At 32.8% G+C, this 26905-nt stretch carries 28 protein-coding genes; 22 read left to right on the forward strand and 6 right to left on the reverse strand.

Annotation, left to right across the window (positions count from 1 at the left end; translation table 11 throughout):
- The first annotated feature begins 52 nt into the window (after positions 1–52).
- Positions 53–820, forward strand: coding sequence for a glycosyltransferase family 2 protein (locus N4T20_RS04890; RefSeq protein ID WP_260671978.1), 768 nt, complete (start codon positions 53–55; stop codon positions 818–820).
- A gap of 136 nt (positions 821–956) precedes the next feature.
- On the opposite strand, the gene N4T20_RS04895 is transcribed toward N4T20_RS04890, so the two are convergent.
- Both N4T20_RS04895 and N4T20_RS04900 read right to left on the reverse strand, forming a co-directional pair.
- Positions 957–1478, reverse strand: a complete 522-nt coding sequence (locus tag N4T20_RS04895) for an ORF6N domain-containing protein (protein WP_260671979.1) — start codon at positions 1476–1478, stop codon at positions 957–959.
- A 42-nt stretch (positions 1479–1520) separates the two neighbouring features.
- Positions 1521–2831: a phenylacetate--CoA ligase family protein gene (locus tag N4T20_RS04900; RefSeq protein ID WP_260671980.1), complete on the reverse strand. Its 1311-nt coding sequence runs from the start codon at positions 2829–2831 to the stop codon at positions 1521–1523.
- Positions 2832–2966: 135 nt separating this feature from the next.
- Between N4T20_RS04900 and purD the strand changes: the two genes are divergently transcribed.
- Positions 2967–4241: a phosphoribosylamine--glycine ligase gene (gene purD / locus N4T20_RS04905; RefSeq protein WP_260671981.1), complete on the forward strand. Its 1275-nt coding sequence runs from the start codon at positions 2967–2969 to the stop codon at positions 4239–4241.
- A 41-nt stretch (positions 4242–4282) separates the two neighbouring features.
- On the opposite strand, the gene N4T20_RS04910 is transcribed toward purD, so the two are convergent.
- Entirely contained in the window at positions 4283–4513 is a 231-nt protein-coding gene (locus N4T20_RS04910; RefSeq protein WP_029271378.1) for a DUF6341 family protein, read from the reverse strand.
- 141 nt (positions 4514–4654) lie between these two features.
- Here N4T20_RS04910 and N4T20_RS04915 point away from each other — a divergent pair, with 141 nt between their 5' ends.
- Positions 4655–5584 carry a DUF6427 family protein gene (locus N4T20_RS04915; protein ID WP_260671982.1) on the forward strand — a complete coding sequence of 310 codons (930 nt, stop codon included), beginning with the start codon at positions 4655–4657 and terminating at the stop codon, positions 5582–5584.
- Here N4T20_RS04915 and upp read toward each other — a convergent pair.
- A complete protein-coding gene (gene upp / locus N4T20_RS04920; RefSeq protein ID WP_260671983.1) occupies positions 5579–6232 on the reverse strand; it encodes a uracil phosphoribosyltransferase in 654 nt (217 codons plus the stop codon). The two genes, N4T20_RS04915 and upp, sit on opposite strands and share 6 nt — an antisense overlap.
- Positions 6233–6342: 110 nt before the next feature.
- Here upp and N4T20_RS04925 point away from each other — a divergent pair, with 110 nt between their 5' ends.
- Entirely contained in the window at positions 6343–6948 is a 606-nt protein-coding gene (locus N4T20_RS04925) for a DUF4254 domain-containing protein (RefSeq protein ID WP_008465817.1), read from the forward strand.
- A gap of 43 nt (positions 6949–6991) precedes the next feature.
- Entirely contained in the window at positions 6992–8014 is a 1023-nt protein-coding gene (locus N4T20_RS04930) for a glycosyltransferase family 9 protein (protein ID WP_260671984.1), read from the forward strand.
- Positions 8015–8185: 171 nt separating this feature from the next.
- On the opposite strand, the gene N4T20_RS04935 is transcribed toward N4T20_RS04930, so the two are convergent.
- Positions 8186–8530, reverse strand: a complete 345-nt coding sequence (locus N4T20_RS04935) for a hypothetical protein (protein WP_260671985.1) — start codon at positions 8528–8530, stop codon at positions 8186–8188.
- A gap of 340 nt (positions 8531–8870) precedes the next feature.
- Entirely contained in the window at positions 8871–9923 is a 1053-nt protein-coding gene (locus N4T20_RS04940; protein ID WP_260671986.1) for a ferredoxin--NADP reductase, read from the reverse strand.
- 127 nt (positions 9924–10050) lie between these two features.
- On the opposite strand from N4T20_RS04940, the gene N4T20_RS04945 reads away from it, so the two are divergent.
- The 17 genes from N4T20_RS04945 to N4T20_RS05025 all read left to right on the forward strand — a co-directional run bounded on the left by N4T20_RS04945 (position 10051) and on the right by N4T20_RS05025 (position 26905).
- The gene (locus tag N4T20_RS04945) at positions 10051–11511 is read left to right on the forward strand and encodes a DUF5687 family protein (RefSeq protein WP_260671987.1); all 1461 of its coding nucleotides are present in this window, start codon (positions 10051–10053) and stop codon (positions 11509–11511) included.
- Between the two features lie 92 nt (positions 11512–11603).
- Entirely contained in the window at positions 11604–12299 is a 696-nt protein-coding gene (locus N4T20_RS04950) for an ABC transporter ATP-binding protein (protein WP_260671988.1), read from the forward strand.
- Positions 12300–12389: 90 nt separating this feature from the next.
- Positions 12390–15002: a gliding motility protein gene (locus tag N4T20_RS04955; RefSeq protein ID WP_260671989.1), complete on the forward strand. Its 2613-nt coding sequence runs from the start codon at positions 12390–12392 to the stop codon at positions 15000–15002.
- Positions 15003–15014: 12 nt separating this feature from the next.
- Positions 15015–15413, forward strand: coding sequence for a polymer-forming cytoskeletal protein (locus tag N4T20_RS04960; RefSeq protein WP_008465829.1), 399 nt, complete (start codon positions 15015–15017; stop codon positions 15411–15413).
- Positions 15394–15621, forward strand: a complete 228-nt coding sequence (locus tag N4T20_RS04965) for an AtpZ/AtpI family protein (protein WP_125718565.1) — start codon at positions 15394–15396, stop codon at positions 15619–15621. The genes N4T20_RS04960 and N4T20_RS04965 overlap by 20 nt, the downstream gene beginning before the upstream one ends.
- Before the next feature lie 57 nt (positions 15622–15678).
- The gene (locus N4T20_RS04970) at positions 15679–16071 is read left to right on the forward strand and encodes a hypothetical protein (RefSeq protein WP_260671990.1); all 393 of its coding nucleotides are present in this window, start codon (positions 15679–15681) and stop codon (positions 16069–16071) included.
- 118 nt (positions 16072–16189) lie between these two features.
- Complete coding sequence (gene atpB / locus N4T20_RS04975; RefSeq protein ID WP_260671991.1) at positions 16190–17365, forward strand: F0F1 ATP synthase subunit A; 1176 nt, start codon at positions 16190–16192, stop codon at positions 17363–17365.
- 34 nt (positions 17366–17399) lie between these two features.
- Positions 17400–17597 (forward strand): ATP synthase F0 subunit C, encoded by a 198-nt coding sequence (gene atpE, locus N4T20_RS04980; protein ID WP_008465835.1) that lies wholly within the window; start codon positions 17400–17402, stop codon positions 17595–17597.
- A gap of 90 nt (positions 17598–17687) precedes the next feature.
- Positions 17688–18188, forward strand: coding sequence for a F0F1 ATP synthase subunit B (locus tag N4T20_RS04985; RefSeq protein WP_260671992.1), 501 nt, complete (start codon positions 17688–17690; stop codon positions 18186–18188).
- Between the two features lie 4 nt (positions 18189–18192).
- Positions 18193–18726, forward strand: a complete 534-nt coding sequence (atpH, locus tag N4T20_RS04990) for an ATP synthase F1 subunit delta (RefSeq protein ID WP_260671993.1) — start codon at positions 18193–18195, stop codon at positions 18724–18726.
- A gap of 37 nt (positions 18727–18763) precedes the next feature.
- Positions 18764–20341 carry a F0F1 ATP synthase subunit alpha gene (gene atpA, locus N4T20_RS04995; protein WP_260671994.1) on the forward strand — a complete coding sequence of 526 codons (1578 nt, stop codon included), beginning with the start codon at positions 18764–18766 and terminating at the stop codon, positions 20339–20341.
- An 89-nt stretch (positions 20342–20430) separates the two neighbouring features.
- Positions 20431–21291, forward strand: coding sequence for an ATP synthase F1 subunit gamma (atpG, locus tag N4T20_RS05000; RefSeq protein ID WP_260671995.1), 861 nt, complete (start codon positions 20431–20433; stop codon positions 21289–21291).
- A gap of 671 nt (positions 21292–21962) precedes the next feature.
- Entirely contained in the window at positions 21963–22409 is a 447-nt protein-coding gene (locus N4T20_RS05005; RefSeq protein WP_260671996.1) for a GNAT family N-acetyltransferase, read from the forward strand.
- A gap of 95 nt (positions 22410–22504) precedes the next feature.
- Positions 22505–23965 (forward strand): lipopolysaccharide biosynthesis protein, encoded by a 1461-nt coding sequence (locus N4T20_RS05010; protein WP_260671997.1) that lies wholly within the window; start codon positions 22505–22507, stop codon positions 23963–23965.
- 26 nt (positions 23966–23991) lie between these two features.
- Positions 23992–24426, forward strand: a complete 435-nt coding sequence (gene dut / locus N4T20_RS05015) for a dUTP diphosphatase (protein ID WP_008465845.1) — start codon at positions 23992–23994, stop codon at positions 24424–24426.
- Positions 24427–24487: 61 nt separating this feature from the next.
- On the forward strand, positions 24488–25504 hold the full coding sequence (locus N4T20_RS05020) for a sugar phosphate nucleotidyltransferase (RefSeq protein ID WP_260671998.1): 1017 nt from the start codon (positions 24488–24490) through the stop codon (positions 25502–25504).
- A 48-nt stretch (positions 25505–25552) separates the two neighbouring features.
- Entirely contained in the window at positions 25553–26905 is a 1353-nt protein-coding gene (locus N4T20_RS05025) for a tetratricopeptide repeat protein (RefSeq protein ID WP_260671999.1), read from the forward strand.

The following is a 26905-nucleotide window of genomic DNA, read 5'->3' on the forward strand; positions in this document are numbered from 1 at the left end:
TTTTGAATTCGGGCTGTTTTTTTCATTTAAACTTTAAAAACAGTCAGCATCAATGAACGAATTAGTTTCTATTATTGTACCTACTTATAATACAGAAAAGTTCATTAGATCAACAATTGAATCCGTTCAAAATCAGACTTATGCCAATTGGGAAATGGTTTTGGTTGATGATGCGTCAACAGATAAAACAGTTTCCATAATTAAAGAATTCGCTCAGCAGGACAACCGAATAAAACTTTTTGAATTACCAGAAAATCGCGGAAACGGTTTTGCCAGAAATGCTGCTTTAGAAAAAGCCACAGGAAGATATATTGCCTATTTAGATGCCGATGATTTATGGTTTCCTCAGAAATTAGAGAAGCAAATAAATTTTTTAAAAGCAAACAATTTGCACTTCACTTTCAGTTTTTATGATTCTATTGATGAAGAGGGAAATAATTTAAACCGAAGAGTCGAATCGCCGAACCCTCTAACTTATAAACAATTGTTTTTCTGCAATTATGTTGGCAATTTAACCGCCATTTACGATGCCGATTATTTCGGAAAAATCATTCTGGAAGCATCACAAAAGCGGCAAGATTGGAGAATATGGCTTACGATATTAAAACAAATTGAAACAGCCAAACCGATTCCAGAACCTTTGGCGTTTTACAGAATAAGAAAGGATTCTGTTTCCTCATCAAAATTTAAATTAATCAAACACAATTTTGGAGTTTATAGAGAATTTCACGGATATAATTTTGTGTTTTCTGTTTTATTGATGATGAGGTTTTTGTTTACTCAATTGATAATGAAACCAAAATATATACAAAAGATTTGAGTTCCTGCGAGGTTATCGAAACCTCATAGGTACAATTGTTTATGTTTTAATAACTACAAGGTCAAAAAAATGATCTTTAGGAAAACTTAATAGGTGTAAATAATTCTTTAAGGTCGCAATTTGCGACCTTAAAGAATTATTTTTTATAGCCAATCTTCACTCTTTCAGATTCATTCTCCTTTTTTTCGGTCAATTCATCTAAATATGAAAAAACCAATTCAATGTTTTTATCGTGATTTTCTAACTTCTTCTGGATCTGTAAAATATCAACTTTAATTTCGGTTGTATCCAAAAGCATTTGTCTCACTTTTGTAAAAATCCTCATGATTTGAATGTTGGTTTGGATGGCTTTGTCGCTTTTTAAGACACTTGATAGCATTAAAACGCCGTGTTCCGTAAAAGCAAAAGGTAATTTTCTAATTCCTCCCCAACTTGATGTCGCAATTTGCGACATCAAGTTTTCAAGTTCTTTTTCGGTAAGTTGAAACATAAAATCAGGAGGAAATCTTGATATATTTCTTTTGACTTGTTCGTTTAATCTTCTGGTTTCTACCTCATAAAGTGAAGATAAGTCAAAGTCGAGCATTACCTTTTGACCGCGGATAAAATATATTTTGTTAGAAATTGTTTCTTCAGAAAGTAAAGAGTGATCGTCCATAAGTTTTTAATAAAAAAAACAAATGTAAGATTTTATTTATATTTATAAATACGATTTAAATTGTTTCAGTTTACCGCTTTTACTTCGTTTAAGCATTTCTTTTCGGACAAAATTGTACTGTAAATTAGGTTCTAAATAGTTGGAAAATTCTTTTTCTATTTTTTTTATTTCTGAAGAAGTAAGTTCAGTTTCACTAGTATATTCTATTTTAAATATATCTATTTGGGTTTGTTTGATGATAAATTCTTTTACATTTCCATCGTCTTCAAAAAGTTTTTTTGTAATAGAATAAAAAGTCATTCCAGGAGCCTTTTTTCCACTAGGTAAAATTGCAATGTCATTGGTCCTGCCAATTAATTTTTTTAAGATGGGCTTTTTGGAGGTACTTTTCTCATCTAAAATCCCGTAATCACCAACTTCATATCTAATAAAAGGATGCGCTTTATTGTCCAGACTAGTAACTACAATTTTTCCTTCTTTACCAAGAGGAACAGGCCGATTATTTTCATCAAGTATTTCAATAAAAAGAGTTTCTGAATTTACAAGCCATTCACCATCAGTATTTTCTAAAGCGATAATACCTATTTCTGATGAACCATATTCATTAACGACGGGAACGCCTAATTGTTTTTCTAGTAAGATTCTATCCTCTTCAAAAAGCATTTCAGATGTTACAACACAAACTTTTAAAGATGGGCAGATTTCAACAAGCACTTTGTTGTTTTTTTTTAAATATTTTGCCAGCAAAACAACATTACTTGTGTAACCATTTATATAGTCAAATTTCTTTTTTTGAAATTGAGATGTAATTTTTTCCAATCCCTTATCTGATAGATCAAAGATATTGAAACGGTATCTGCGGCTGAGAAAATCTTTGAAACGCAATTTTTTATTTGCTAAAAAAGTTAAAGGCATTCCATAAAAACGTGCTTGAAACGAAGAGTTAAAGTCAATTCTATACCATGAAAAGCGACGTTTATAATCAGCCCATGTTATGGCATGTGAAAACTTATCTTTTGCAAAAACCATTGGATCTCCGCTTGAACCAGAAGTTTTATTTATAAAGACATTTTTTGAACTAAAGCCTACTGATAATCGCTTTTTTAGAGAAGTTTGTAGATTTCTTTTAGTCAAAACAGGCAAATCTGACCAATCTCTGTACAAATCAATATTGGCTAATTCTTTATAAAAATCATTATGTTTTAAATGGAATTCTACGATTTCTTTTTTTCTCTTCTCAACAAAATCATTGTAATTTTCTTCTGGGATAGCAATAATTTTATCCAATTCGGCTTTCGCTTTCTTTATTGGAAAACCGTTTAACTTGAGCGAAAGATCAAAAAGGCGAATCATTTTTTTGGGATAATTTCGTCAAAAATAATATTTACTGGTTACTAACAATCAAGAATCGAGAAGTTTTTAAGATTTAATTATTTTTTACGTTCAAAAGCAATTATTTTTGCACCACAACTAAAATACAACAACACCATGACAATTTTACTATTGGGATCTGGCGGAAGAGAGCATGCATTTGCATGGAAAATGACTCAGAGTCCGCTTTGCGAAAAACTTTTTGTAGTGCCTGGAAATGCAGGAACTGCAGCAATTGCTGAAAACGTTGCAATATCTCCAACAGATTTTGAAGCAGTTAAAGCATTAGTGCTTAAAGAAAATATAAGTTTAGTAGTCGTAGGACCTGAAGATCCGTTGGTAAAAGGAGTTTACGATTATTTTAAAAACGACGAAAGTCTGCAACATATTCCGGTTATCGGACCATCAAAATTGGGTGCGCAATTAGAAGGAAGTAAAGAATTTGCAAAAGAATTCTTGATGAAACATAACATTCCGACTGCAGCTTATGACAGTTTTACTGCTGAAACAGTTGAAGAAGGATGTAAGTTCCTTGAAACTTTGCAGCCACCTTACGTTTTAAAAGCAGATGGATTAGCAGCGGGAAAAGGTGTTTTGATTATTCAGGATCTTGAAGAAGCTAAGGCTGAATTAAGAAATATGCTGGTTCACGCTAAGTTTGGAACAGCAAGTTCAAAAGTGGTTATCGAAGAATTCTTGGACGGAATCGAATTAAGCTGTTTTGTTTTAACTGACGGAAAAAACTATAAAATTCTTCCAACAGCAAAAGATTACAAACGTATTGGAGAAGGAGATACAGGCTTAAACACAGGCGGAATGGGAGCAGTTTCTCCAGTTCCTTATGTAGATGCTGTTTTAATGGAAAAAATTGAAACTCGTATCGTAAAACCAACAATTGAAGGTTTCCAAAAAGACGGAATAGAATATAAAGGTTTTGTGTTTATTGGTCTGATCAATGTAAAAGGAGAACCAATCGTTATTGAATACAACGTGAGAATGGGTGATCCTGAAACTGAGGTTGTGGTTCCGAGATTAAAATCTGACTTAGTAGAATTGTTTTTATCTGTTGCAGATCAGAAATTAGGAGATTTCAATTTAGAAGTTGATCCAAGAAGCGCAACAACGGTTATGGTAGTTTCTGGCGGATATCCTGAAGATTTTGAAAAAGGAAAAGTAATTTCTGGTTTAGAAAATATTACAGATTCTATAGTTTTTCATGCAGGAACAAAATTAGATGGAGGAAATGTCGTTACTAATGGAGGACGTGTAATTGCAGTAACTTCTTATGGAGATAATTTCCAGGAGGCCATAAAAAAATCTTACCAAAACATAGATAAACTAAGCTTTGATAAGATGTATTTTAGAAAAGATATCGGCTTCGATTTAATTTAAAAAAATAAATAGACCAACCCTTTTAATTAAGGGTTTGGTTTTTATTTTAAAAATGAATGAGCTGTTGTATCTTGGTTTTCTGTTCCAGCGTCATCAAAAATACGTAATTGTTTAATCCAATAAACGATTGCGCACGCACAGATGATCATGAAAATCCAGTTAATAGTGTTTGCACCAAACCATGTAATTAATTCCAAACGACGTAAAAAGTCAAGAGGAGCAAACAAAATGTTAACGAATAGGTATTGAATTCCTTCGAAAAAAGCTGTCATAATTTTAAAAATTATATGTTATTTATTGTTGTGTAATGCCTTGCAGATAAAATTCGGTAAACCAAATCTTTTTTCAACTTGTTAGGTTTTTCCTTTTAAACAAGTAGTATCTTTACAATCACAAAAGTATAAAATATCCTTATGATAACAAGTGTTTTTAAAAAATCTACGCCATTAAATTATTCATTGGTTGTAATTTTAATACTGGTTTTCTTTTTTATGTTCCAAATTAAAGACCCATCTTGGGTTACTTCTTATTTTTTGGCTTTTCAAAAAGTGAGTTTGCTATGCTTTATTTTGGCTTCTTTTTTTATGATTAATTTCATTGTAAAAAAGAACGGACTCAGTAAAGACAACGGTTACGCGATACTTTTTTACTTGTTGTTTGTTTTATTTTTCCCAACCGTATTTAATGACTCAAATGTTATCTATGCCAACTTTTTTATTTTATTGGCACTTCGAAGATTAATTTCGCTGCAATCTCTCAAAGCATCGAAAGAAAAAATATTTGATGCAGCATTTTGGATTTTTATAGCTTCGTTATTTCAATTTTGGAGTATTCTCTTCCTAATATTGGTTTATATTTCTATTGTTTTTCACGTTTCAAGAGATTATAGAAATTGGGTTTTGCCATTTATCGCGCTTTTGGCAGTGACGATTTTATTTTACATGACATCATTAATTTTAAATTTTGATGCCATTACTTTCATTCAGGAAAGAGCTATGATCGATTTTAGAATTGATTACTTTAAGAATAATTATGAAAATGCGGCACTTTCAATATATACAGCTGTGGCATTGTTTTTTGTCACTTTCATGTTAATGACATTGTCAAACAGACCACAGATTGTACATTCTTCATATAAGAAAATTGTAGCCTGTTTTTTTATTGCGGTTCTAGTTTACATCATTTCGCCAAATAAAAGCAACGACTTATTATTGTTTAGTATAGCACCATTAAGTATAATGGCAACGAGTCATGTAGAATATATGCAGCAGAAACTTAATAACGAAATTGTTTTTTATACGCTGATTGTGTGTAGTTTATTTACTTTTTTTTCTCAGTTATAATTTACTTCCGTAAGCGAGGTCGCCTGCATCTCCAAGACCGGGAACAATGTAGTTTTTCTCGTTTAGTTTTTCATCTAATGAAGCAACCCAAAGGTGGCAGTTTTCTGGAAGATTTTTTTCGAGATGAGCAATTCCTTCTGGAGCAGCGATAACAACAACAATATGGATTTCTGCTGGAGTTGCGTTTTCGACCAGCTTTTTATGAACAGCAACGATAGATTGTCCAGTGGCTAGCATCGGGTCAAGAAGTAAAACGGTTTTATTATTTAAGTCTGAAATTGCTTGATATTCAACTCGTATTTCAAATGCGTCATCATTATTTGGATGAAATCTGCAGGCAGAAACAAAACTGTTCTCGGCATGATCAAAATAATTTAAAAAACCATTATGGAGTGGCAATCCAGCCCTTAAAATAGGGCATAATACCAAATCAGTATCAATTTCTGTCGTCTTCTTAATTCCAAGAGGCGTTTGAATTTCGACTTCTTTATAAGGTAAAATTTTGCTCAGCTCATAAGCCATAATTTCTCCAATGCGTTCAATATTTCTACGAAAACGCATACTGTCATTTTGAACATTCACATTTCGGATCTGGCCTAAAAAATGGTTTAATACACTGTTGTTCTCAGAGATATAATGGATTTTCATATTATTTTTTTAGAAGAGCAATTGATTTTTATGAATAATTGAAAAATTAATGTTTTTTTTCAAAGTATAAAAGTATAAAAAGTATCTTTGTTTCATAAAAAAATAAAGACATGTTTTCAAAATTAGCATATTCTGTTTTCGAACAAAGCATCAAAGATTATCATCAGTTTGATAATGTAGATCAGCCTATCAATAATCCTTATCCAAAAGATAAGTTCGAGCATTTGTTATATTTAAAAAATTGGATTGACACCGTTCAGTGGCATTTTGAAGATATTATTCGTGATCCGCAGATTGATCCAGTTGCGGCATTAACTTTGAAAAGAAGAATTGATGCCTCAAATCAGGAGCGTACTGATATGGTGGAATATATTGATAGCTACTTTTTACAAAAATACAGCAATGTAAAAGTAAAAGACGGAGCAAAAATCAATTCTGAAAGTCCAGCTTGGGCGTTTGACAGATTGTCGATTTTAGCTCTAAAAATTTATCATATGCATGAAGAAGCTAATCGTGCAGAAGCTTCGCAGGAACATAGAGATAAATGTCAGGAAAAATTGAATGTACTTTTAGAACAAAGAACAGACTTATCTACAGCAATTGAAGAATTATTGACAGACATAGAAAACGGAGATAAATTCATGAAAGTGTACAAACAAATGAAAATGTACAACGACGATGAGTTGAACCCGGTTTTATATCAAAATAAAAAATAATTTGGCAGAGTTGTCCAACAACAAAATCAAACATATAGCCGTCATGAGACTATCCGCAATGGGAGATGTCGCCATGACGGTTCCTGTTTTACGCGCTTTTGCAAAACAATATCCAGCGGTAAAATTAACCGTTATTTCCCGTCCTTTTTTTAAACCTTTTTTTGATGGAATTCCGAATCTAGATTTTTTTTCTTTTGATGAAAAAGAAAGACATAAAGGATTTTTAGGACTTCTACGCTTGTTTAATGATGTAAAAAAATTGAAGATTGATGCCTTTGCCGATCTTCATAATGTTTTGCGATCTAAAGTGGTGAGTTTGCTTTTCGCTTTAAGCGGAAAAAAAAGAGCAACTGTCGATAAAGGAAGAGAAGGAAAAAAAGAATTGACAAGAGCTGAAAATAAGATTTTCAAACAATTGCCAACCATGTTCGAGAGACACGCAAGAGTGTTTTCGGCACTTGGCTTTCCGTTAGATTTATCGCCCCGAAGTGTCGGGACAACATTTCTTGAAAAAGCAGTTTTAAGTTCTGATATTTTAAACATAATCGGAAATGAAAAACAAAAACTTATAGGAATTGCTCCTTTTGCACAATACGATTCTAAAGTTTACCCTTTAGATTTAATGAAAGAAGTAATTTCAAAATTGGCCGAAAATCCATCGTACAAAATTTTGCTTTTTGGTGGCGGAAAGAAAGAAATTGAAATCTTAGATTCGCTTTCAGAGCCTTTTGAAAATGTAATTAATATGGCAGGAAAAATCAAGTTCCAGCAGGAATTGCAATTGATAAGCAATCTCGATGTAATGCTTTCTATGGATTCTGGAAATGCACATATTGCAGCCATGCTGGGAGTGAAAGTCATAACGCTTTGGGGCGCAACGCATCCATACGCAGGGTTTTTGCCATTCAATCAAAGTTTAGAAAATGCTTTAACAGCAGATAGAAATCAATATCCTAAACTGCCAACATCAGTTTATGGCAATAAGGTTGTTGAAGGTTATGAGGATGCTATGAGGACAATTTTACCGCAGCAAGTTGTTGATAAAGTTGTAGAACAGCTTTTATAGGAAAAGATTAAGGAACGTTTTCTTTTTTGTAAGCCTCGGAGAAGCGAAATATTTAAAGAATGTTACCTACAATATTAAAAGCTCCAGCTGAGCGACATAATTATAAAAAATAGGTCACTCCGCTGGAGCTTTTTTTCTTGTAATTTTACAAAAATTTTACCCTTGATGGGGTTAAGCGATATTTTTGTTTAGATCGTATTTTTCATTAGAATCGAGGAAAGAATATCCTAATGTTTTTTTTCTTTTTTTGTTCACTATAATAGTGACAAAATTATTTTTGTCTTCGGTTGACAATAGTATGTGTTCAAATTTATTAGATGAATCTCTGTAAATTTTATAAATTAAGTCGTGATCTTTAATTTTTCGAGATAAAATTTTAGCCGATTTAAGTCTGCTTACATAAGGCCAGATATTAAAAATATTCGAATCTGTCTTTTTTATTTCTACCATTTTTTCGGTCAAAGTTGAATTGTATTTTTCTCTTTCGAGCAACTTGGGACCTTTTCTGTTTTTCATTTTTATAATAACTGCCAGAACGCATAGAGAAGCAGTTACAACAAGCATAATAAATAGGTATAAATGAAAGTGTTGTACGTGAGCTGTCATGATATTTAATATTTAAATGTTTGACAAATTTGATTTAGCTCTGCAAATTCTCAAACCAGTGAGATTGAGATTGCCATAATTATACCTCTAATTTAATGAAAATTCGGCAATATTTCGATAAAATTTTGCTTTTATTTCAATTGCTGAATTTACTCATAACAGCAGGCATTGTGAATGTGAATCAAAAAAAAATCCAAATCCCAATTGGAAGATTGGAATCTGGAATTTTTGATATTGGAATTTAATAAGACTAGACGTCGTCGTAATCGACATAAATAGTTTCTGATGTTGGATGCGCTTGACAAGTTAAAATTAAACCTTCCGCAATTTCGCTATCTGTTAAAATAGAATTTTTCGTCATTTCGGCACTTCCTGCTGTCACACGTCCTAAACAGCTGCTGCAGATTCCGCCTTGGCAAGAATAAGGAGCGTCAACACCTTGTTTTAGAGCAGCATCAAGAATCGTTTGTTTTTTAGACATTTCAAAAGTAGTTTCTTCATCGTCTACCAAAACAGTGATTTTTGTATGTCCTTCTTGAGAACCTTGAATTGCGTGTTCTTCAGAAGAAGAGGTAAACAGCTCAAATTTGATAGCAGACTCTTTTACATTTTTCTCTTTCAAAACATTAGAAACAGTGTTAATCATTTCTTCAGGTCCGCAAAGGAAAAATTTATCAAATTGAAGCTCTTTGTGTTTGTTGTTTAAAACAAAATTCACAGCCGATTTTTCAATTCTTCCAAATAAAGCATTTTCAGCTTTTGCCTGGCTGTATACATTATGCACAAAAAATCTGCCTACATATTGCAATTGTAAATCGTGAAGTTCTTGATGAAAGATTGTGCTTTCAGGAGTTTTGTTTCCATAAACCAATACAAATGAACTTTTCGGCTCATTTTTTAAAACCGATTTTATGATAGAAAGCACTGGAGTAATTCCGCTTCCTGCAGCAAATGCGGCATAATTTTTTTGTCTTTCGGCATCTGGTTCAAAAGTAAATTTACCTTCTGGCTGGCCTACTTCTAGAACATCTCCCGCTTTTAGGGTAGTATTGGCAAACTGAGAAAAAAGACCATTTTTTACTGCTTTTACAGCAATTCTTAATTCGCCGCTGTCTGGTGCAGAGCAAATAGAATACGCACGTCTTATTTCTTGGTTATCAAGTGTTAATTTTAAATTTATATATTGACCAGCTATAAATTTATAGTCCGGCTTTAGTTCTTCAGGAACATTAAAAAGTATAGAAACAGCATCTGCAGTTTCGCGTTTAACCTCTTTAATTATAAGTTTTAAGAATGAAGGCATGATAGAATTTTTATGCAAAAGTAGCAAACCACTATTAAAAGTTTAGCACGAAATTATTTTTTTTAACTTTTTTTGTAACGTTTTACCATATTTGGTCTCTTACTACAAAAATACTAAACTAAAAACAATGATTAAGAAGTTTATTTATCTTGAATGGAAGGCTTTTATTAGATCGGCATCTTTTGGTAAAAACCTGACAATGAAAATAATAATAGGTTTTTTGATGATCTATTTTTCATTAATTTTTATCGGTATGGGAGTTGGGGCATTTTATGTGCTCAAGGAAATGAAATTGGAGCCATTGCAAACCGTCAACAAATTTCTGATTTATTATTTCTTATCTGATTTAATGATTCGATTGTTATTGCAGTCAATACCGGTTTTGAATATTAAGCCATTGCTTGTTCTTCCTTTTAAAAAAACAACGATTGTTCATTTTTCTTTAGGCAAAACGGTTTTATCTTTCTTTAACTGGATACACGCCTTGTTTTTTATCCCGTTTTCAGTCGTGCTAATTTTGAATGGATATGATGTTGTAGAAATCATTTTCTGGCATTTGGGAGTAATGTCTATCATTTACATCAATAATTTTCTGAATATTATTTTAAGCAATATTGACAAACTGTTTGGCCTTTTCTTAATATTGATTGTAGTTTTGGGAGGAGCACAATATTATCAGTTATTTGATATTAAATTATTTACGGCCCCATTTTTTCAAAGTTTTTACGATATAGATGGATTATTTTTAATTCCCATTCTAGTATTAATTGGGCTGCATATTTTTACGTTTAAATATTTCGAAAAAAACTTATATCTCGATGCAGGGCTTTCTGAAAAACAGGATGAGGCCTCTACAGAAAATCTTACATGGTTAAATCAATTTGGGACTTTGGGGACTTTTCTTAAGAATGACATCAAGCTTATCAAAAGAAATAAAAGATCAAAAACAACTATTGTTATGAGTGTGATCTTTTTATTCTACGGATTGATTTTTTTCGGAAATGCGCACCAGCCGCCAGCCATGCAGATTTTTGCCGGCATATTTGTTTCAGGAGGATTTCTATTTGTTTTTGGGCAGTTTGTGCCAAGTTGGGACAGTTCGTACTACCAATTAATGATGACACAAAATATCCCGTACAGAGGTTACATCACCGCAAAATGGTGGCTTATCGTAATTGTTACTTTTATATCTACAATTCTGGCTTCTTTTTATCTTTTTTATGGATGGGAAGTTTATCTGACTATTGTAGTTGGAGCAATTTATAACATCGGAGTTAATTCTCATTTGGTGCTTTTGGGAGGCGCTTTTACTAAGACACCAATTGATTTGAGTAATGCTGGAGGCGCTTTTGGAGACAAAAAAGCTTTCAACGTAAATTCGATGCTTTTGTCTTTGCCAAAAATATTTCTGCCTTTATTATTGTATTGGCTTGGACTTCGTTTTGCAGATAAAACGGTAGCATTAAGTTTGGTTGCAGGAGTAGGAGTGTTAGGTTTTATTTTTAAAGAAAAAGTGTTTTCATTAATAGAAAAAAGATACAAAATAGAGAAATACAGTACAATAAGTGCTTATAAACAAAAGGGTTAATGTAATAATTAGAGAATTTGTCAATTGGGAAATGAAATTAAAAAGACAGATTTTCAATCTAAAATCAACAATTTAAAATCTAAAATTACATCATGATACAAGTAAATCAGCTTTCAAAAATATATAACGGAACTACAGTTTTAAATATTAGCAATTTAGAAATTCCAAAAGGACAAAGCTTCGGTTTGGTGGGAAATAACGGAGCCGGAAAAACAACATTTTTCAGCTTGCTTCTAGATCTCATCCAGCCTTCAACAGGATATATAAAAAGTAATAATATTCAAGTAAATGCCAGCGAAAATTGGAAATCTTTTACAGGATCGTTTTTAGACGAAAATTTCTTAATAGGATATTTGACTCCCGAAGAATATTTCTATTTTATTGGAGATTTGCGCAATCAGAACAAAGCAGATATCGATGCATTGTTGGCAAAACATGAAGAGTTTTTTAATGGAGAAATTCTAAAGAACAAAAAATACCTTCGCGATCTATCTAAAGGAAACCAGAAGAAAGTGGGAATTATTGCAACTTTAATTGGAAACCCAGAAGTAGTAATTTTAGACGAGCCTTTTGCTAATTTAGACCCAACAACAGTTAGCCGATTAAAAAAAATTATTAAAGAATTAGCCGACGATCCAAATATAACCGTTTTGGTTTCAAGCCACGATTTGCAGCATACTGTAGAGGTTTGCCACCGAATTGTTGCTCTTAATAAAGGCGAAATTGTGAAAGATATTCAGACCTCAAAAGAGACCTTACAAGAATTAGAATTGTTTTTTGCTGTGTAAGAATTTCTATATTTCAAAAAGAAGCGTATTTTTACAAGTGATTATACTAAAATTAGTTTTTAGTAGTTATGTGTTTTAAACTCTTTTCTATTGAAAAAGAATACTCTTAAATATAGTTTTATTCCAATTTTTCTATTCTTTTTGATAGCTTGTTCTACCAAAAAAAATACTTTTTTGTCCCGAAGTTCGCATTCGATTGGGACAAAGTACAATATTCTTTATAATGGAGGAATTGGACTTGATAAAGGCTTAAAGTCTATTCAGGCCAATAACGAAGATAATTTTTGGAAACTGCTGCCAATTGAAAAAATGCAGTTTGATGAAAATTTTTCTGAAGGCGAAAAAGCAAAAAATCCTGATTTTGAAAAAGCAGAAACAAAAGCGACAAAAGCCATTCAGAAGCACTCCATGAATATTGGAGGAAGAGAAAGAAACTGGCAGATGGACGAAGCGTATCTGATGCTTGGAAAAGCAAGATATTACGATCAGCGTTTTATTCCAGCCATTGAGGCTTTTAATTATATTTTATATAAATATCCAGAGAGTAATAATATTTATACCGCAAAAATCTGGCGCGAAAAAACCAATATGCGTTTAGGCAATGATGCAATTGCGCTTAAAAACATTAAACTTTTACTTAAAAAAACAGATTTAGACAAACAGACTTATGCAGATGCCAATGCTCTTTTAGCAGAAGCTTTTCTTAATCTGGAACAAAAAGACAGTGCTGTTTCTAAACTTAGAATTGCTGAACAATTTACAAGAAGTAATGAAGAACGTGCGAGATATCGTTTTATCCTTGGCCAAATGTATCAGGCTGAAGGCAAACGCGATAGCGCCATTTATTTTTACGATGCTGTTATTGATTTAAACAGAAAAGCAGATCGTAAATACATGATGCACGCTTACGCGAAAAAAGCACAGATGTTTGATTATGAAAATGGCAATCAGGATTTGTTCATTGAAGCCTATAATAAGTTGGTCGAAAATAGAGAAAACCGCCCTTATTACGATATTCTATTTTATGAAATGGGAGTTTTCTTTGACAAAAATCATGATCAGGAAAATGCGTTATTGTTCTATAATAAATCTTTAGGCAGAAAATCTAAAGATCCATATTTGATGGCTTCTGCCTATAGAAATATTGGAAATATGTATTTTAAAAATACAGATTATACCATGGCAGCGAAGTATTATGACAGTACTTTGGTAAAACTGGATCCTAAAACTAGAGAATATGCTTTTATAGAAAAAAACAGAAAAAATCTTGATGATGTAATTAAATACGAAGGCATTGCAAAACGCAATGACAGTATTATTAAGGTATACAATCTGCCACCAAACGAAAAGAAAGATTATTTCGAAAATTATATTGCAGAGCTTAAAAAGAAAGACGAAGCAAAACGTCTTTTAGAAGAAAAAGAAAAAGAACGATTAGCTAATATTGATCGAAATTCTCAAGGAGATTTTTCAGGAAACGGAGCTGTTAATCCTAATTCTTTAGGCAAGCCGGTAGAACCTGAAGGACTTGCCATGCCTCCAGGCGGCAATGATAATGCAAGCACATTTTATTTTTATAATCCTACAACTGTTGCTTACGGAAAACTGCAATTTAAAAAAATGTGGGGTAATAGAGCAGTGGGCGGAAATTGGAGATTGGCAGGAGTAAAATCTGCAAACGATGCGGCATTGAATGACACTATTAATACAAAAGAAGTCAATAACGCACTGAAAGATACTATTGTTCCCGAAAAATATACTGTAGCATATTATGTAGAACAGCTTCCGACTTCGCAAGCGGCTATGGACAGTATTGGTAAAGAACGTAATTTTTCATACTATCAATTAGGACTTATATATAAGGAGAAGTTTAAAGAATACAATTTGGCTAGCGACAAGCTGGAACAATTACTTCAAAACAAACCTGAAGAAAAATTGGTATTGCCATCAATGTACAATTTGTACAAAATTTATCAGATTACAAATCCAGCAAAAGCAGAAGCTATAAAAGCAGAGATTTCTTCAAAATACCCAGATTCGAGATATGCTCATATTTTAAATAATAAAGAAGATGATCCAAATTCTAGCCCCGACAAAGAATATCAAAAATGGTATAAACTTTTTGAAGAAGAACAATTCAACGAGGTCTTAGCAAATATCGACAATTTAATTAACCAATATTCGGGAGATGACATTGTTTCGAAATACGAATTGCTAAAAGCCAATACTTTAGGAAAAGTAAATGGTTTGGAAGCCTATAAAAAAGGACTTGAGAATGTGGCAGACAATTATCCAAATAGTGAAGAAGGTAAAAATGCCAGAGAAATTCTAGAGAAACAAGTTCCTGTTTTGGAGAAACTTAGTTTTACAACAACCGACACAAAAAACTGGAAAATCTTATACCGTATTTCTAATAACGATACAAAAGCAATTAAAAGAATTGAAGAAGCAATCAGAGTATTTTTGCTAGTTGAAAATTACGAAAGATTGACAACCTCTTTGGATAAATACAATAAAACAGAAAGTTTTGTAGTTATTCATGGTTTAAAATCTGAGGCTTACGCAAATGATATTGCAGGAGTTTTCAGAGAAGATAAAAAATATAAAATTCCAGATCAGGCAATAATAATATCAAATGATAATTACAAAATCGTTCAGATCAAGAAGAATTTAGATGCATACTTGACCCCCAAAACCCCTTAAATCTTAACCGCCATGTTTGAAAAAGTAAAGAAAAATGGAACTGAACAATTAGGAAGAACAAATAGAATTGTAGAAGGAACATCAATAGTTGGAGATATAGTCTCAAAAGCCGATTTTAGATTAGACGGCGAATTGATAGGAAACTTTACTTCACAAGGCAAAATCGTGATTGGGGCCAAAGGAGCTGTTAAAGGAGAAATAATTTGTAATAATGCTGATATTGAAGGAGAATTTCACGGAAAAATAAAAGTTCTTGAAACCCTTAACATTAAATCGACTGCTCAAATACATGGAGAAGTTGCAGTAGGAAAACTTTCGATAGAACCAGGAGCCGACTTTACGGCAACCTGTACCATGCTTGCCCATTCAAATCCTGTAATCATGTTAGAAGATGGAAAAGGAGCCGAATAATAATAGGAGAAATAAATGGCTCGCATTTATTAATATTCCCTTTCAAATGGGGGTCATTATTTTTGTATTCTCTTATTTCGGAACCTGGCTCGACGAGAAGCATCCAAGCCCAAAAGTATATTATAACACCATTTTTGTATTGGTCGGTGTCGGAGTCGCATTGTACAATGTAATCCGACAAGTAAACGATATCAATAAAACAAAGTAGATTGTATATAAAATGCCTTGAGATAAAAGTTGCATCTTTGCACCAAAATTATTTCAAATGCTTTCAAAAAATTACAAACCGATTTTTCATTTGCTATGCCTTGCTTTAGGTACATATATTATACATAAAGCAGTTTTTTTATTTGCAGAAATTAGTTCGGAGAAATTTCATTACAGTTTAGAATTACTGTATATATCTTTCTTCGCAATCTCATCTTTATTATACCTTATATTATTAGTAGTAAAAAAGAAGAATTTCGAAATCGTCGGAATGACATTTCTATTCGGAACTTTTACACAAATGCTATTAGCGTATTTAGTCTTGCAGCCAATTTTAAAAAATCAAACTGGAGAAACCAATGTTGAAAAAGTCAGTTTTTTTATAACATTTGTGCTGTTTTTGTTATTTCAGACGCTTTTAACTGTCCGATTATTAAATGAAAAGCCTTAAAATAACAATTCTTTAAAACAAGGTTTAAAAATAATTTTTCATATCCTTTTGAATATTAATAAAAAATGTACCTTTGCACCAAATTTTAGAAACGTAAAAAAATAAGATTTTCCAAGATATGGTGATTTCAAACAAACCACTCAGCTTTATTCTTGCTGCTTTTGTAGCTTCTCTACCGATTATGGGTTTTGCAAATCCAGAGAATGACTCGACGCATGTTCAAACTGAAACTGCTCATGAAGAGAAAGTAGTTTCACATACTGCTCACGAAGAGGGAGAGCACGTTGCTCTTGACCCTAAGGCAAAAGTGGATGCATTTATCGATCACCACTTACAAGATTCTCATGACTTTGTTTTCTTTTCAGATGAAAAAGAAAATAAACACTATGGCTTTCCATTACCAGTTATCCTTATTGATGGAGGTTTAAAAGTTTTCTCTTCTTCAAAATTACACCACGGAGAAGAAGTAGCAGAAGTTGACGGTAGCTACTACAAATTAGTTCACGGAAAAATTTACAAAACAGATGCAGCCGGAACAATCAACTTTGATGAGCACGGTCATCCATCAAACGAAAAACCATTAGATTTTTCAATTACTAAAAATGTTGTTTCAATGCTTTTCGTATCAGTATTATTGTTCTTCATGTTTACTGGTTTAGCAAAATCATACAAAAAAGGACCAATCCCAACAGGATTTGGTAGAGTTTTAGAACCATTGGTGATTTTCATTAGAGACGAAATTGCGGTTCCAAATATTGGAGAGAAAAAATACCGTAAATTTATGGGTTATCTATTGACAGTGTTTTTCTTTGTTTGGATCTTAAACTTATTAGGAATGACTCCGCTAGGAATCAACGTAACAGGAAACATCGCTATTACAGTTTGTTTAGCAGCCTTTACATTTATCATTACTCAATTTAGTGCAAACAAAGATTATTGGGGACACATCTTCTGGATGCCAGGAGTACCAGTTCCAATGAAAATCATCTTAGCTCCAATTGAGATTTTAGGAACATTAACAAAACCATTCGCATTATTAATTCGTTTGTACGCAAACATTACTGCAGGTCACGTAGTAATCATGAGTTTGATTGCAATGATTTTTGTTGGAAAAAATTTAGCAGCAGATTTGCCAATCTCATTAGGATTGACATTGTTTATCTCTGTTATTGAAATTTTAGTTGCATTTTTACAAGCGTTTATCTTCACAATGTTATCATCATTGTTTATTGGTATGGCTGTTCAAGATCATGATCATGCTCACCACCACGAAGACGAAACTGCGATTATTTAATTTTAGAAGTTTAATTTTATATATATAAATAGTTATGGGAACAATTCCAACTTTAGTAGGTGCTGGTTTAGTAGTAATCGGTGCAGGTTTAGGTTTAGGTAAAATCGGTGGATCTGCTATGGACGCTATTGCTCGTCAGCCAGAAGCTGCTGGTAAAATTCAAACTGCGATGATTATTATCGCGGCTTTATTAGAAGGTTTAGCATTCGCTGCTTTAATCTTAGGAAAATAATAAAGAGAGAAATAACAGCATCTTTAACGGTTGGTTAAAGATGTTGTTACTTTTAAAAAAGAAATTAAATATTTAATATAGTTATATAAAATGGATAAGTTAATTAACGATTTTTCATTCGGATTATTCTTCTGGCAAGCTTTAATCTTGGTAGTATTGATTTTACTTTTAGTGAAATTTGCTTGGAAACCAATTATGGAATCTATTACTGCTAGAGAAGAAGGTATTAAAAATGCATTGCTTTCTGCTGAAAATGCAAAGAGAGAAATGGAAAACTTACAAGCTGACAATCAAAGAATTTTGAATGAAGCTCGTGCTGAACGTGACGCGATGTTAAAAGAAGCTCGCGAAATGAAAGAGAAAATGATTGCTGATTCTAAAAACGAAGCACAAGAAGCTGGTCAAAAAATGATTGATCAAGCTAAAGCGGCTATCGAAAGCGAAAAGAATGCTGCAATGGCAGAATTGAAATCTCAAGTTTCTTCTCTATCATTGAGTATTGCTGAAAAATTATTGAAAGAAGAATTATCTAACAAAGAATCTCAAACTAAATTGGTTGAGAAAATGTTAGGTGACGTAAAGTTAAACTAAGATTATGGCAAGTACAAGAGCAGCAATTCGTTATGCAAAAGCAATTCTAGACTTAGCAAACTCTAAAGGTGTTGCCGAAGCTGTCAATAACGATATGAAATCAATTGCTAGTGCAATTGAGACTAACGAAGAATTGAGTACATTTATTCAAAACCCAACTACAACAGTTGAAGTTAAAGAAGGTGCTCTTTTAGAAGTTTTTGCAAATGTAAATGGAGTGACAAAAGGTTTGTTCCGTTTATTATTCGAAAACAAAAGATTCGAAATTCTAGATGCAATTGCAGTAGAATACAATAAATTATTTGATGAAAACAATGGTGTTGAAGTAGCAAAAGTTACTACAGCTATTCCGATGGACGCTGCTTTAGAAGCTAAAGTTTTAGCAAAAGTTGCAACTTTATCAGATAAAAAAATTACAATTGAAAATATAGTAGATCCTTCAATCATTGGTGGATTTATTTTGAGAATAGGAGATAATCAGTACAACGCTTCAGTTGCAAACAGATTACAAGTATTAAAAAGAGAGTTAAGTAATTAGTTTTATAACACAAAAAGTGTCTAAATTATAAATTAAGATGGCGGAAATCAAACCTGCTGAAATTTCAGCAATATTAAGAAAGCAAGTAGAAGGTTTTGAATCTGGTGCTACGCTAGAGGAAGTAGGAACAGTACTTCAAGTTGGAGACGGTATTGCTCGTGTTTACGGGCTATCTAATGTACAATATGGAGAGTTAGTAGAATTTGATAACGGTATGGAAGGTATCGTATTGAATCTTGAGGAGGATAATGTTGGAGTTGTATTATTAGGACCATCAACTGGACTTAAAGAAGGATCTACAGCAAAAAGAACTCAACGTATTGCTTCTCTTAAAGTAGGTGAGCAAATGGTAGGACGTGTGGTTAACACTCTTGGTTTTCCAATCGATGGAAAAGGACCAATCGGTGGTGACTTATACGAAATGCCTTTAGAAAGAAAAGCACCTGGTGTTATCTTCCGTCAGCCAGTAACTGAGCCATTACAAACAGGTGTAAAAGCAGTTGATGCTATGATCCCAGTTGGTCGTGGACAGCGTGAGCTTGTTATTGGTGACCGTCAGACAGGTAAATCTACTGTTTGTATCGATACGATCTTAAATCAAAAAGAATTTTACGATGCAGGAAAACCTGTATTCTGTATATATGTTGCAATTGGGCAAAAAGCTTCAACTGTAGCAGGAATTGCAAAAATGTTAGAAGAAAAAGGAGCAATGGCTTATACAGTTATTGTTGCTGCTAATGCTTCTGACCCAGCTCCAATGCAAGTTTATGCTCCATTCGCTGGTGCTGCAATTGGAGAGTACTTCAGAGATTCTGGACGTCCAGCTCTTATCGTTTATGATGATTTGTCTAAACAAGCTGTTGCTTACCGTGAGGTTTCTCTTTTATTAAGAAGACCACCGGGACGTGAGGCTTACCCTGGAGACGTTTTCTACTTACACTCTCGTTTATTAGAGCGTGCTTGTAAAGTAATCGCTGATGATGGTATCGCTAAAAACATGAACGATTTACCAGAATCTATTAAAGGTATCGTAAAAGGTGGTGGTTCATTAACTGCTTTACCAATTATAGAAACTCAAGCTGGTGACGTTTCTGCATATATCCCAACAAACGTAATCTCTATTACAGATGGTCAGATTTTCCTTGATGGAGATTTGTTCAACTCTGGGGTTCGTCCTGCGATCAACGTAGGTATCTCTGTATCTCGTGTTGGAGGTAATGCACAGATTAAATCAATGAAAAAAGTTTCTGGAACTTTAAAATTAGACCAAGCTCAATTCCGTGAATTAGAGGCTTTCGCTAAATTTGGTTCTGACTTAGATTCTGTTACTTTAAACGTAATTGAAAAAGGAAAAAGAAACGTTGAGATCTTGAAACAAGGTTTAAATGATCCTTATACAGTTGAAAACCAAGTAGCGATTATCTACGCTGGTTCTAAAAACTTATTAAGAAATGTTCCTGTTAATAAAGTAAAAGAATTCGAAGCAGATTTCTTAGCTTACTTAAACAGCAAACATAAAGATACACTTAACGCTTTAAAAGCTGGTAAATTAGATGACGCTATTACAGATGTTATCGAAAAAGCAGCAAAAGAAGTTTCAGCAAAATATAACTAATAAGATAATTGATAAATTAGATAATTAGAAAATGTTAATCATTATTCTAATTATCTAATTTCAAGATTGTCACATTTTCTAATTAATAGATGGCAAATTTAAAGGAAATCCGTAATAGAATTACTTCCGTTTCATCGACGATGCAGATTACATCGGCAATGAAAATGGTTTCTGCTGCAAAGCTGAAGAAAGCACAAGATGCAATCACTGCAATGCGTCCTTATGCCGAGAAATTAACGGAGTTATTGCAAGATCTTTCTGCTACACTTGAAGGTGAAGTAGGAGGAGATTACACTACACAGCGTGAAGTAAAAAAAGTATTGTTGGTAGCTGTAACTTCAAACAGAGGTTTATGTGGTGCTTTCAATTCTAATATTATTAAAGAGATTAAAAATCGTACCGATTTCTATGCTGGAAAGCAAGTTGACGTTTTTGCCATTGGTAAAAAAGGAAGTGACGCTTTAAGCAAAACTCATAAAGTGCACGGTCATCATAATGCAATTTTCGATCATTTAACTTTTGAAAATGTTGCTGGAATTGCTGATGATTTAACACAAAAGTTTTTATCTGGAGAATACGATAGAATTGAGTTGGTTTACAATCAGTTTAAAAATGCTGCGACTCAAATTGTTCAAGTTGAGCAATTCTTACCGTTAGCTCCTATAAATACTGATGTTACAGCAGCTTCTGGAGATTATATTTTTGAACCAGGAAAAGAAGAAATTGTATTGGCTTTAATTCCTAAGTCTTTAAAAACACAATTGTATAAAGGAATTCGTGATTCATTTGCTTCTGAGCATGGAGCGCGTATGACTGCAATGCATAAAGCGACAGATAACGCTACAGCTTTAAGAAACCAATTGAAATTAACTTATAACAAAGCTCGTCAAGCTGCGATTACAAGTGAAATTTTGGAGATTGTTGGTGGAGCAGAAGCTTTAAACGGATAATCTATTCGATAATAAACAAAAGAAAAGCCAGCGTTAGCTGGCTTTTCTTTTTATTGGAAGTTTTATTCTTTTTTAAAAATACTTTTATAAAATGGTGATTCTCAAATTATCTTTAAGTTGAGAATCACTACCATTTTATAAAAATAGACAGATAAACTCTGCGTGCTTTGTCTTTCATGGGAACAAACTAGCTTTATTAATCCCAATGCTCTGTTTTTTTAAGGGTTACAATACAGCAGAATCAATCCCCTATGCTTTGTCTTTTATGGGAACAAACAAGCTTTATTAGTCCCAGTGCTCTGTTTTTATTGGGGTTACACTACAGCTGAATCAATCCCCTATGCTTTGTCTTTTATGGGAACAAACAAGCTTTATCAGTCCCAGTGCTTTCTTTTTTAGAAGGGTTGTATTTAGCTTTCCCAATCCCTTTGTAACAAATTTAAACAAAGACTGTTAAAAAATTGTTACATAATTTTCATCTCTATTTTATATATTTCACATGTTGTGTTAAAAAAAAGGATATAATTAGCTTAATATAAGTTGTTTAAAAATATTTTGTAATGCTTTTCACTTTTTTTTGTTAAGTTTTATATATTTTTCAAATATTCAAAAGCTATTTTTCGTAGTCTATATTTTAATTATTTTTGAACTCTATATTTCTTTTAAAAGCAATGGCCTTACAAATAAAAGAGCTTACCACCATTGAAGAAATGGCAGCTCAAATCCATACGATTCGATTTTTATATCCAAATATATCTCTTGAAAAATATGAAGCGTTTCTTTCTGAAATGCTTCCGCATAATTACATTCAAATTGCAGTGTTTGAAGATGAGGCTTGTCTTGGTTTAACGGGCTGCTGGTCGGCTACAAAACTTTGGACAGGTAAATATCTTGAGATTGACAATTTTGTAGTTAATCCAGAATATCGATCTAAGGGAATTGGAAAAATGCTTACCGATTATATCGAGAAAAAAGCAATCGAATTAAATTGCAGCAGTATTGTTTTGGACGCTTTTACGGGTAATTTTGGAGCTCATAGATTTTATTATAATCAGGGTTATGCTCCAAGAGGATTTCATTTTGTGAAAATTTTAGACGAAAAGAAATTAACGATTTAAAAACAATCAGAAGTTTTCTTTATTGCATCAACAAAAGCACCATTAAACAAAAGAAATGGTTATTTTTGTCTTACAAACATTATTAGCATTATATTTTGGGATTATATAAAAATCTATTCAAGCAAACGGCAATTTACGGTCTGGCTACAGTTTTACCGAGAATGCTGAGTTTTTTATTAGTGAGATTATATACTGGAATTTTGCCTACAGCAGAGTATGGTGAAGTTTCGATCGTATTGTCTTGGATGGTTTTCTTTAATGTGGTTCTTTCGTACGGAATGGAAACTGCTTTTTTTAGATTTTACAGTGCAGAAGAAGATAAGAAAAATGTAATTGCAACATCTACCATTTCAATATTTTGGACCTCAATACTATTTCTTTTCGCCGGATTGATTTTTAGAAATACTTTAGCAAACTTAGCCGAAGTTGATGTTCAGTACATAACTTACACTATTTGGATTTTAGTTTTAGATGCACTGGTTTTAATTCCATTCTCAAAACTTAGAGCCAACCAGAGACCCATGGTTTATGCCGCAATTAAAATAGGCAATGTGGTGATAAACTTATTGCTGAATATATTTTTCCTAATGTACCTTCCAAAATTGGCAGAGGCAAATCCGAATTCTATTTGGGATAATCTATACGTTCAGAATTTCCAGATAGCTTATATTTTCATTGCAAACCTGCTGGCAAGTTTAGCAACATTTATCGTGCTTTCTCCAAATTATCTTTCGCTTGGACGAAAATTTGATCCGGTGCTTTGGAAAAAAATGATGAAATACGGGCTTCCGATTTTGGTTGCAGGATTGGCTTTTGCTGTAAATGAACATTTTGATAAAATTTTATTAGGTTACTTACTTCCCGAAAATTTGGCTAAATCTGAAGTGGGAGCGTATTCGGCGTGTTACAAACTGGGATTGTTTATGGTTCTTTTTGCGACAGCTTTTAGATTAGGAATTGAGCCTTTCTTTTTTAGTCATGCTAAAAATGAAAATGCGCCTCAGACTTATGCAGTAATCACCAAATATTTTGTGATTTTAGGATCACTAATTTTATTAGGAGTTATCGTTTTTGCAGATGTTTTAAAATACTTATTATTAGATAACAAATCGTATTGGGAAGCAATGAAAGTTGTGCCTCTCATTATTTTGGCAAACTTCTTTTTGGGTATTTACAACAATTTATCGGTTTGGTACAAGTTAACTGATAAAACAAAAATTGGCGCTTACATTTCTATCGTAGGAGCAATTGTTACCTTGATTTTGAATTATGTTTTAATTCCGAAGTATAGCTATTACGGATCTGCAATTGCAACTATTTCGGCTTACGGAAGTATGATGCTTATTTCTTATGTTTTAGGAAATAAATATTACCCGATTCCTTATGACATGAACAAGATTGGTGCTTATTTAGGCGTTTCAATATTATTTTCGATTATTTCTTTTTACGGATTTAGAGAAAAATATTATGTTGGAATTCCGCTTCTTTTAATCTTTATGTACATGGTTTACCATTTTGAAAAAGATATTATTAAAGGAATAATGAAAAGAAAATAAAGCACTTTTAAAATTATATTTAAAAAATGAAAATTCAGATTATCAATAAATCACAGCACGATTTGCCAAATTACGAAACAATTGCTTCTGCAGGAATGGATTTGCGTGCCAATATTATAGAGCCAATTACGTTAAAACCTTTAGAAAGAACTATTGTGAAAACAGGACTTTTTATTGAATTGCCAATTGGTTATGAAGCGCAAGTAAGACCAAGAAGCGGATTGGCGGCAAAAAAAGGAGTAACTGTTTTAAATTCGCCAGGAACTGTTGATGCAGATTACAGAGGAGAAATCGGAGTAATTTTAGTAAATTTATCTAATGACGATTTTGTGATCGAAAATGGAGAACGAATTGCGCAGCTGATTATTGCAAAGCATGAAAGAGCCGAATGGATTGAAGTTGAAACACTTTCTGAAACATCTAGAGGTGAAGGAGGCTTTGGAAGCACTGGAGTAAAATAAAAAAAGAATGACCAAACCCAATGAAGATTTTTAGAATCTTCGAATAAAAATCAAATAAAGAATGAAAATAATTGTGCCAATGGCAGGCCGCGGTTCAAGATTGAGGCCTCATACCTTAACAGTTCCTAAACCGTTAATTCCAGTTGCAGGAAAATCTATCGTACACCGTTTAGTTGAAGATATTGCCAAAATCTTGAAAGAACCAATTGAAGAAGTTGCGTTTATTTTAGGAGATGAAGCCTTCTTTGGTGATGATGTTGTAGCAAGTCTACAAGATTTGGCTAAAGGATTAGGGGCAAAAGCTTCAATCTATCGTCAAGATCAGCCACTAGGAACTGGGCACGCTATTATGTGTGCAAAAGAATCTCTTTCTGGTCCAGCTGTAATTGCTTATGCAGATACTCTAATTAGAGCAGATTTCGAATTGGATCCAGAGGCAGATGCCGTAATTTGGGTAAAACAAGTAGATCAGCCAGAAGCTTTTGGTGTTGTGAAACTGAACCAAAATAATGAAATTATAGAATTGGTTGAAAAGCCAAAAGAGTTCGTTAGCGATTTAGCCGTTATCGGAATCTATTATTTTAAAGAAGTTGGAATTTTAAGAAATGAACTTCAAAATGTTTTAGACAATAATATCCAAAATGGCGGAGAATACCAGATTAATGACGGTATCAAAGCGATGATGGCAAATGGAAAAGTTTTCAAAACAGGAAGTGTAGACGAATGGATGGATTGCGGTAATAAAGATGTTACTGTTGAAACAAATACAAGAATGCTTGGTTTTCTTCACAATGACGGAGAGCATTTAGTAGATTATGGTGTGACTTTAGAAAATTCAACAATTATTCCTCCTTGTTATATTGGAGAAAATGTTGTTCTAAAAAACACGACAATCGGACCAAATGTTTCTCTTGGAAAAGGATGCCACGTATCAGACAGTACAATCAAAAACAGTTTGATTCAGACTTATTCTCAAATCAAAAATGCTGCGTTAGATAACGCAATGATCGGGAACCATGTGAGTTACGACGGTAAATTTACGAGTATCAGCATTGGGGATTACGCTGTTTTAGAATAAAATAAAAATTAAGAAAGTTTCGTTTTGTTTAAAATGTAATTTTTGCAAATGATAAAAAGAGGAGTTTTTACAGTATTGTTTTTTGCTTTATTTAGCACATCGTTTTCGGTTTTTGCTCAGACAGAACCCGAAGATATTGCTATGGCAACAGACGAATATCAAGACTCGTTTTATGAATCATTAAAACAAAAAGGAATTGAAAATTATGATAAAGCCATTGTATCATTGGAGAAATGTATTAAACTTAAACCCAATGATGCAGTTGCTTATTTCGAATTAGGGAAAAACTATTTTGCGCTTAAAGAATATCAAAATGCGCAGACTGCTTTTGAAAAAGCCACACAGCTTGATTCTAAAAACAAATGGTTTTGGCTCGGAATTTACGATGTAAGTTACGAGACAAAAAATTATCCGCTGGCAATTGAAATTATTCAAAAAATAATTGTTTTTGACGAAGAATACAAAGACGATCTGATCTCGTTATACATGATTACCAATCAGTATGACAAGGCATTGACCGCGATTAACGAAATGAATGATAAATTTGGGAAATCGTCTGATCGTGAAATTTATAAAGCGCAGATTTTGTCGCAGGGAAAATATCAGAATGCAGAAATTGATAATCTTTTAGAGCAGATTAAAAAAGATCCGAAAGAAGAATCTAATTATTTGAATCTTATTTTGCTGTATTCAAAAAACAACGAAAATGAGAAATCGCTTGAAATAGCAAAACAGCTGGCAAAAGAAATTCCAAATTCAGAATGGGGGCAGGTGAGTTTGTTCAAAACTTACTTAGATGCCAATCAGGCAGATAAAGCTATAAAATCGATGAATGTAATTTTGGCAAGTTCAAAAATCGATTCAAAAATCAAACATAGAACTTTGAATGAATTTTTGATTTATGTAAACAAAAATCCACAGTATTCTTCCGATTTAGAAAAAGCTATTTCTTATTTTGATAATGATAAGAATGTAGATGTTGCCAAAGAAATTGGAAAATTTTATCATAGCAAAGGACAGTTTGAAAATGCGATTAAGTATTATGAAAAAGATTTAAGCGCCAATTCAGATACTGATCTCGAAACCAATATGTTATTGCTGGATGCCTATGCGCAGGCAAAACAATATGAGCCAATGACCAAAAGAGCCATGATGCTGATTGAAGTTTATCCGAGTCAGGCACAGTTTTATTACTATGCTGGTTTAGGAAGCAATCAGCAGAAACAATTTAAAAATGCAAAAACCGTCTTAGAAATGGGGCTAGATTATGTGGTGGATGACGTAAAATTAGAATCAAATTTTAATATTCAGTTAGGAGAGGCATATAATGGATTGGGAGATGCAAAGAAAAAAGAGGAATACTTTTTGAAGGCAAATGAATTATTAAAAAAGAAAAAATAA

It is taken from the genome of Flavobacterium sp. TR2 (genome assembly GCF_025252405.1).
GTDB lineage: Bacteria > Bacteroidota > Bacteroidia > Flavobacteriales > Flavobacteriaceae > Flavobacterium.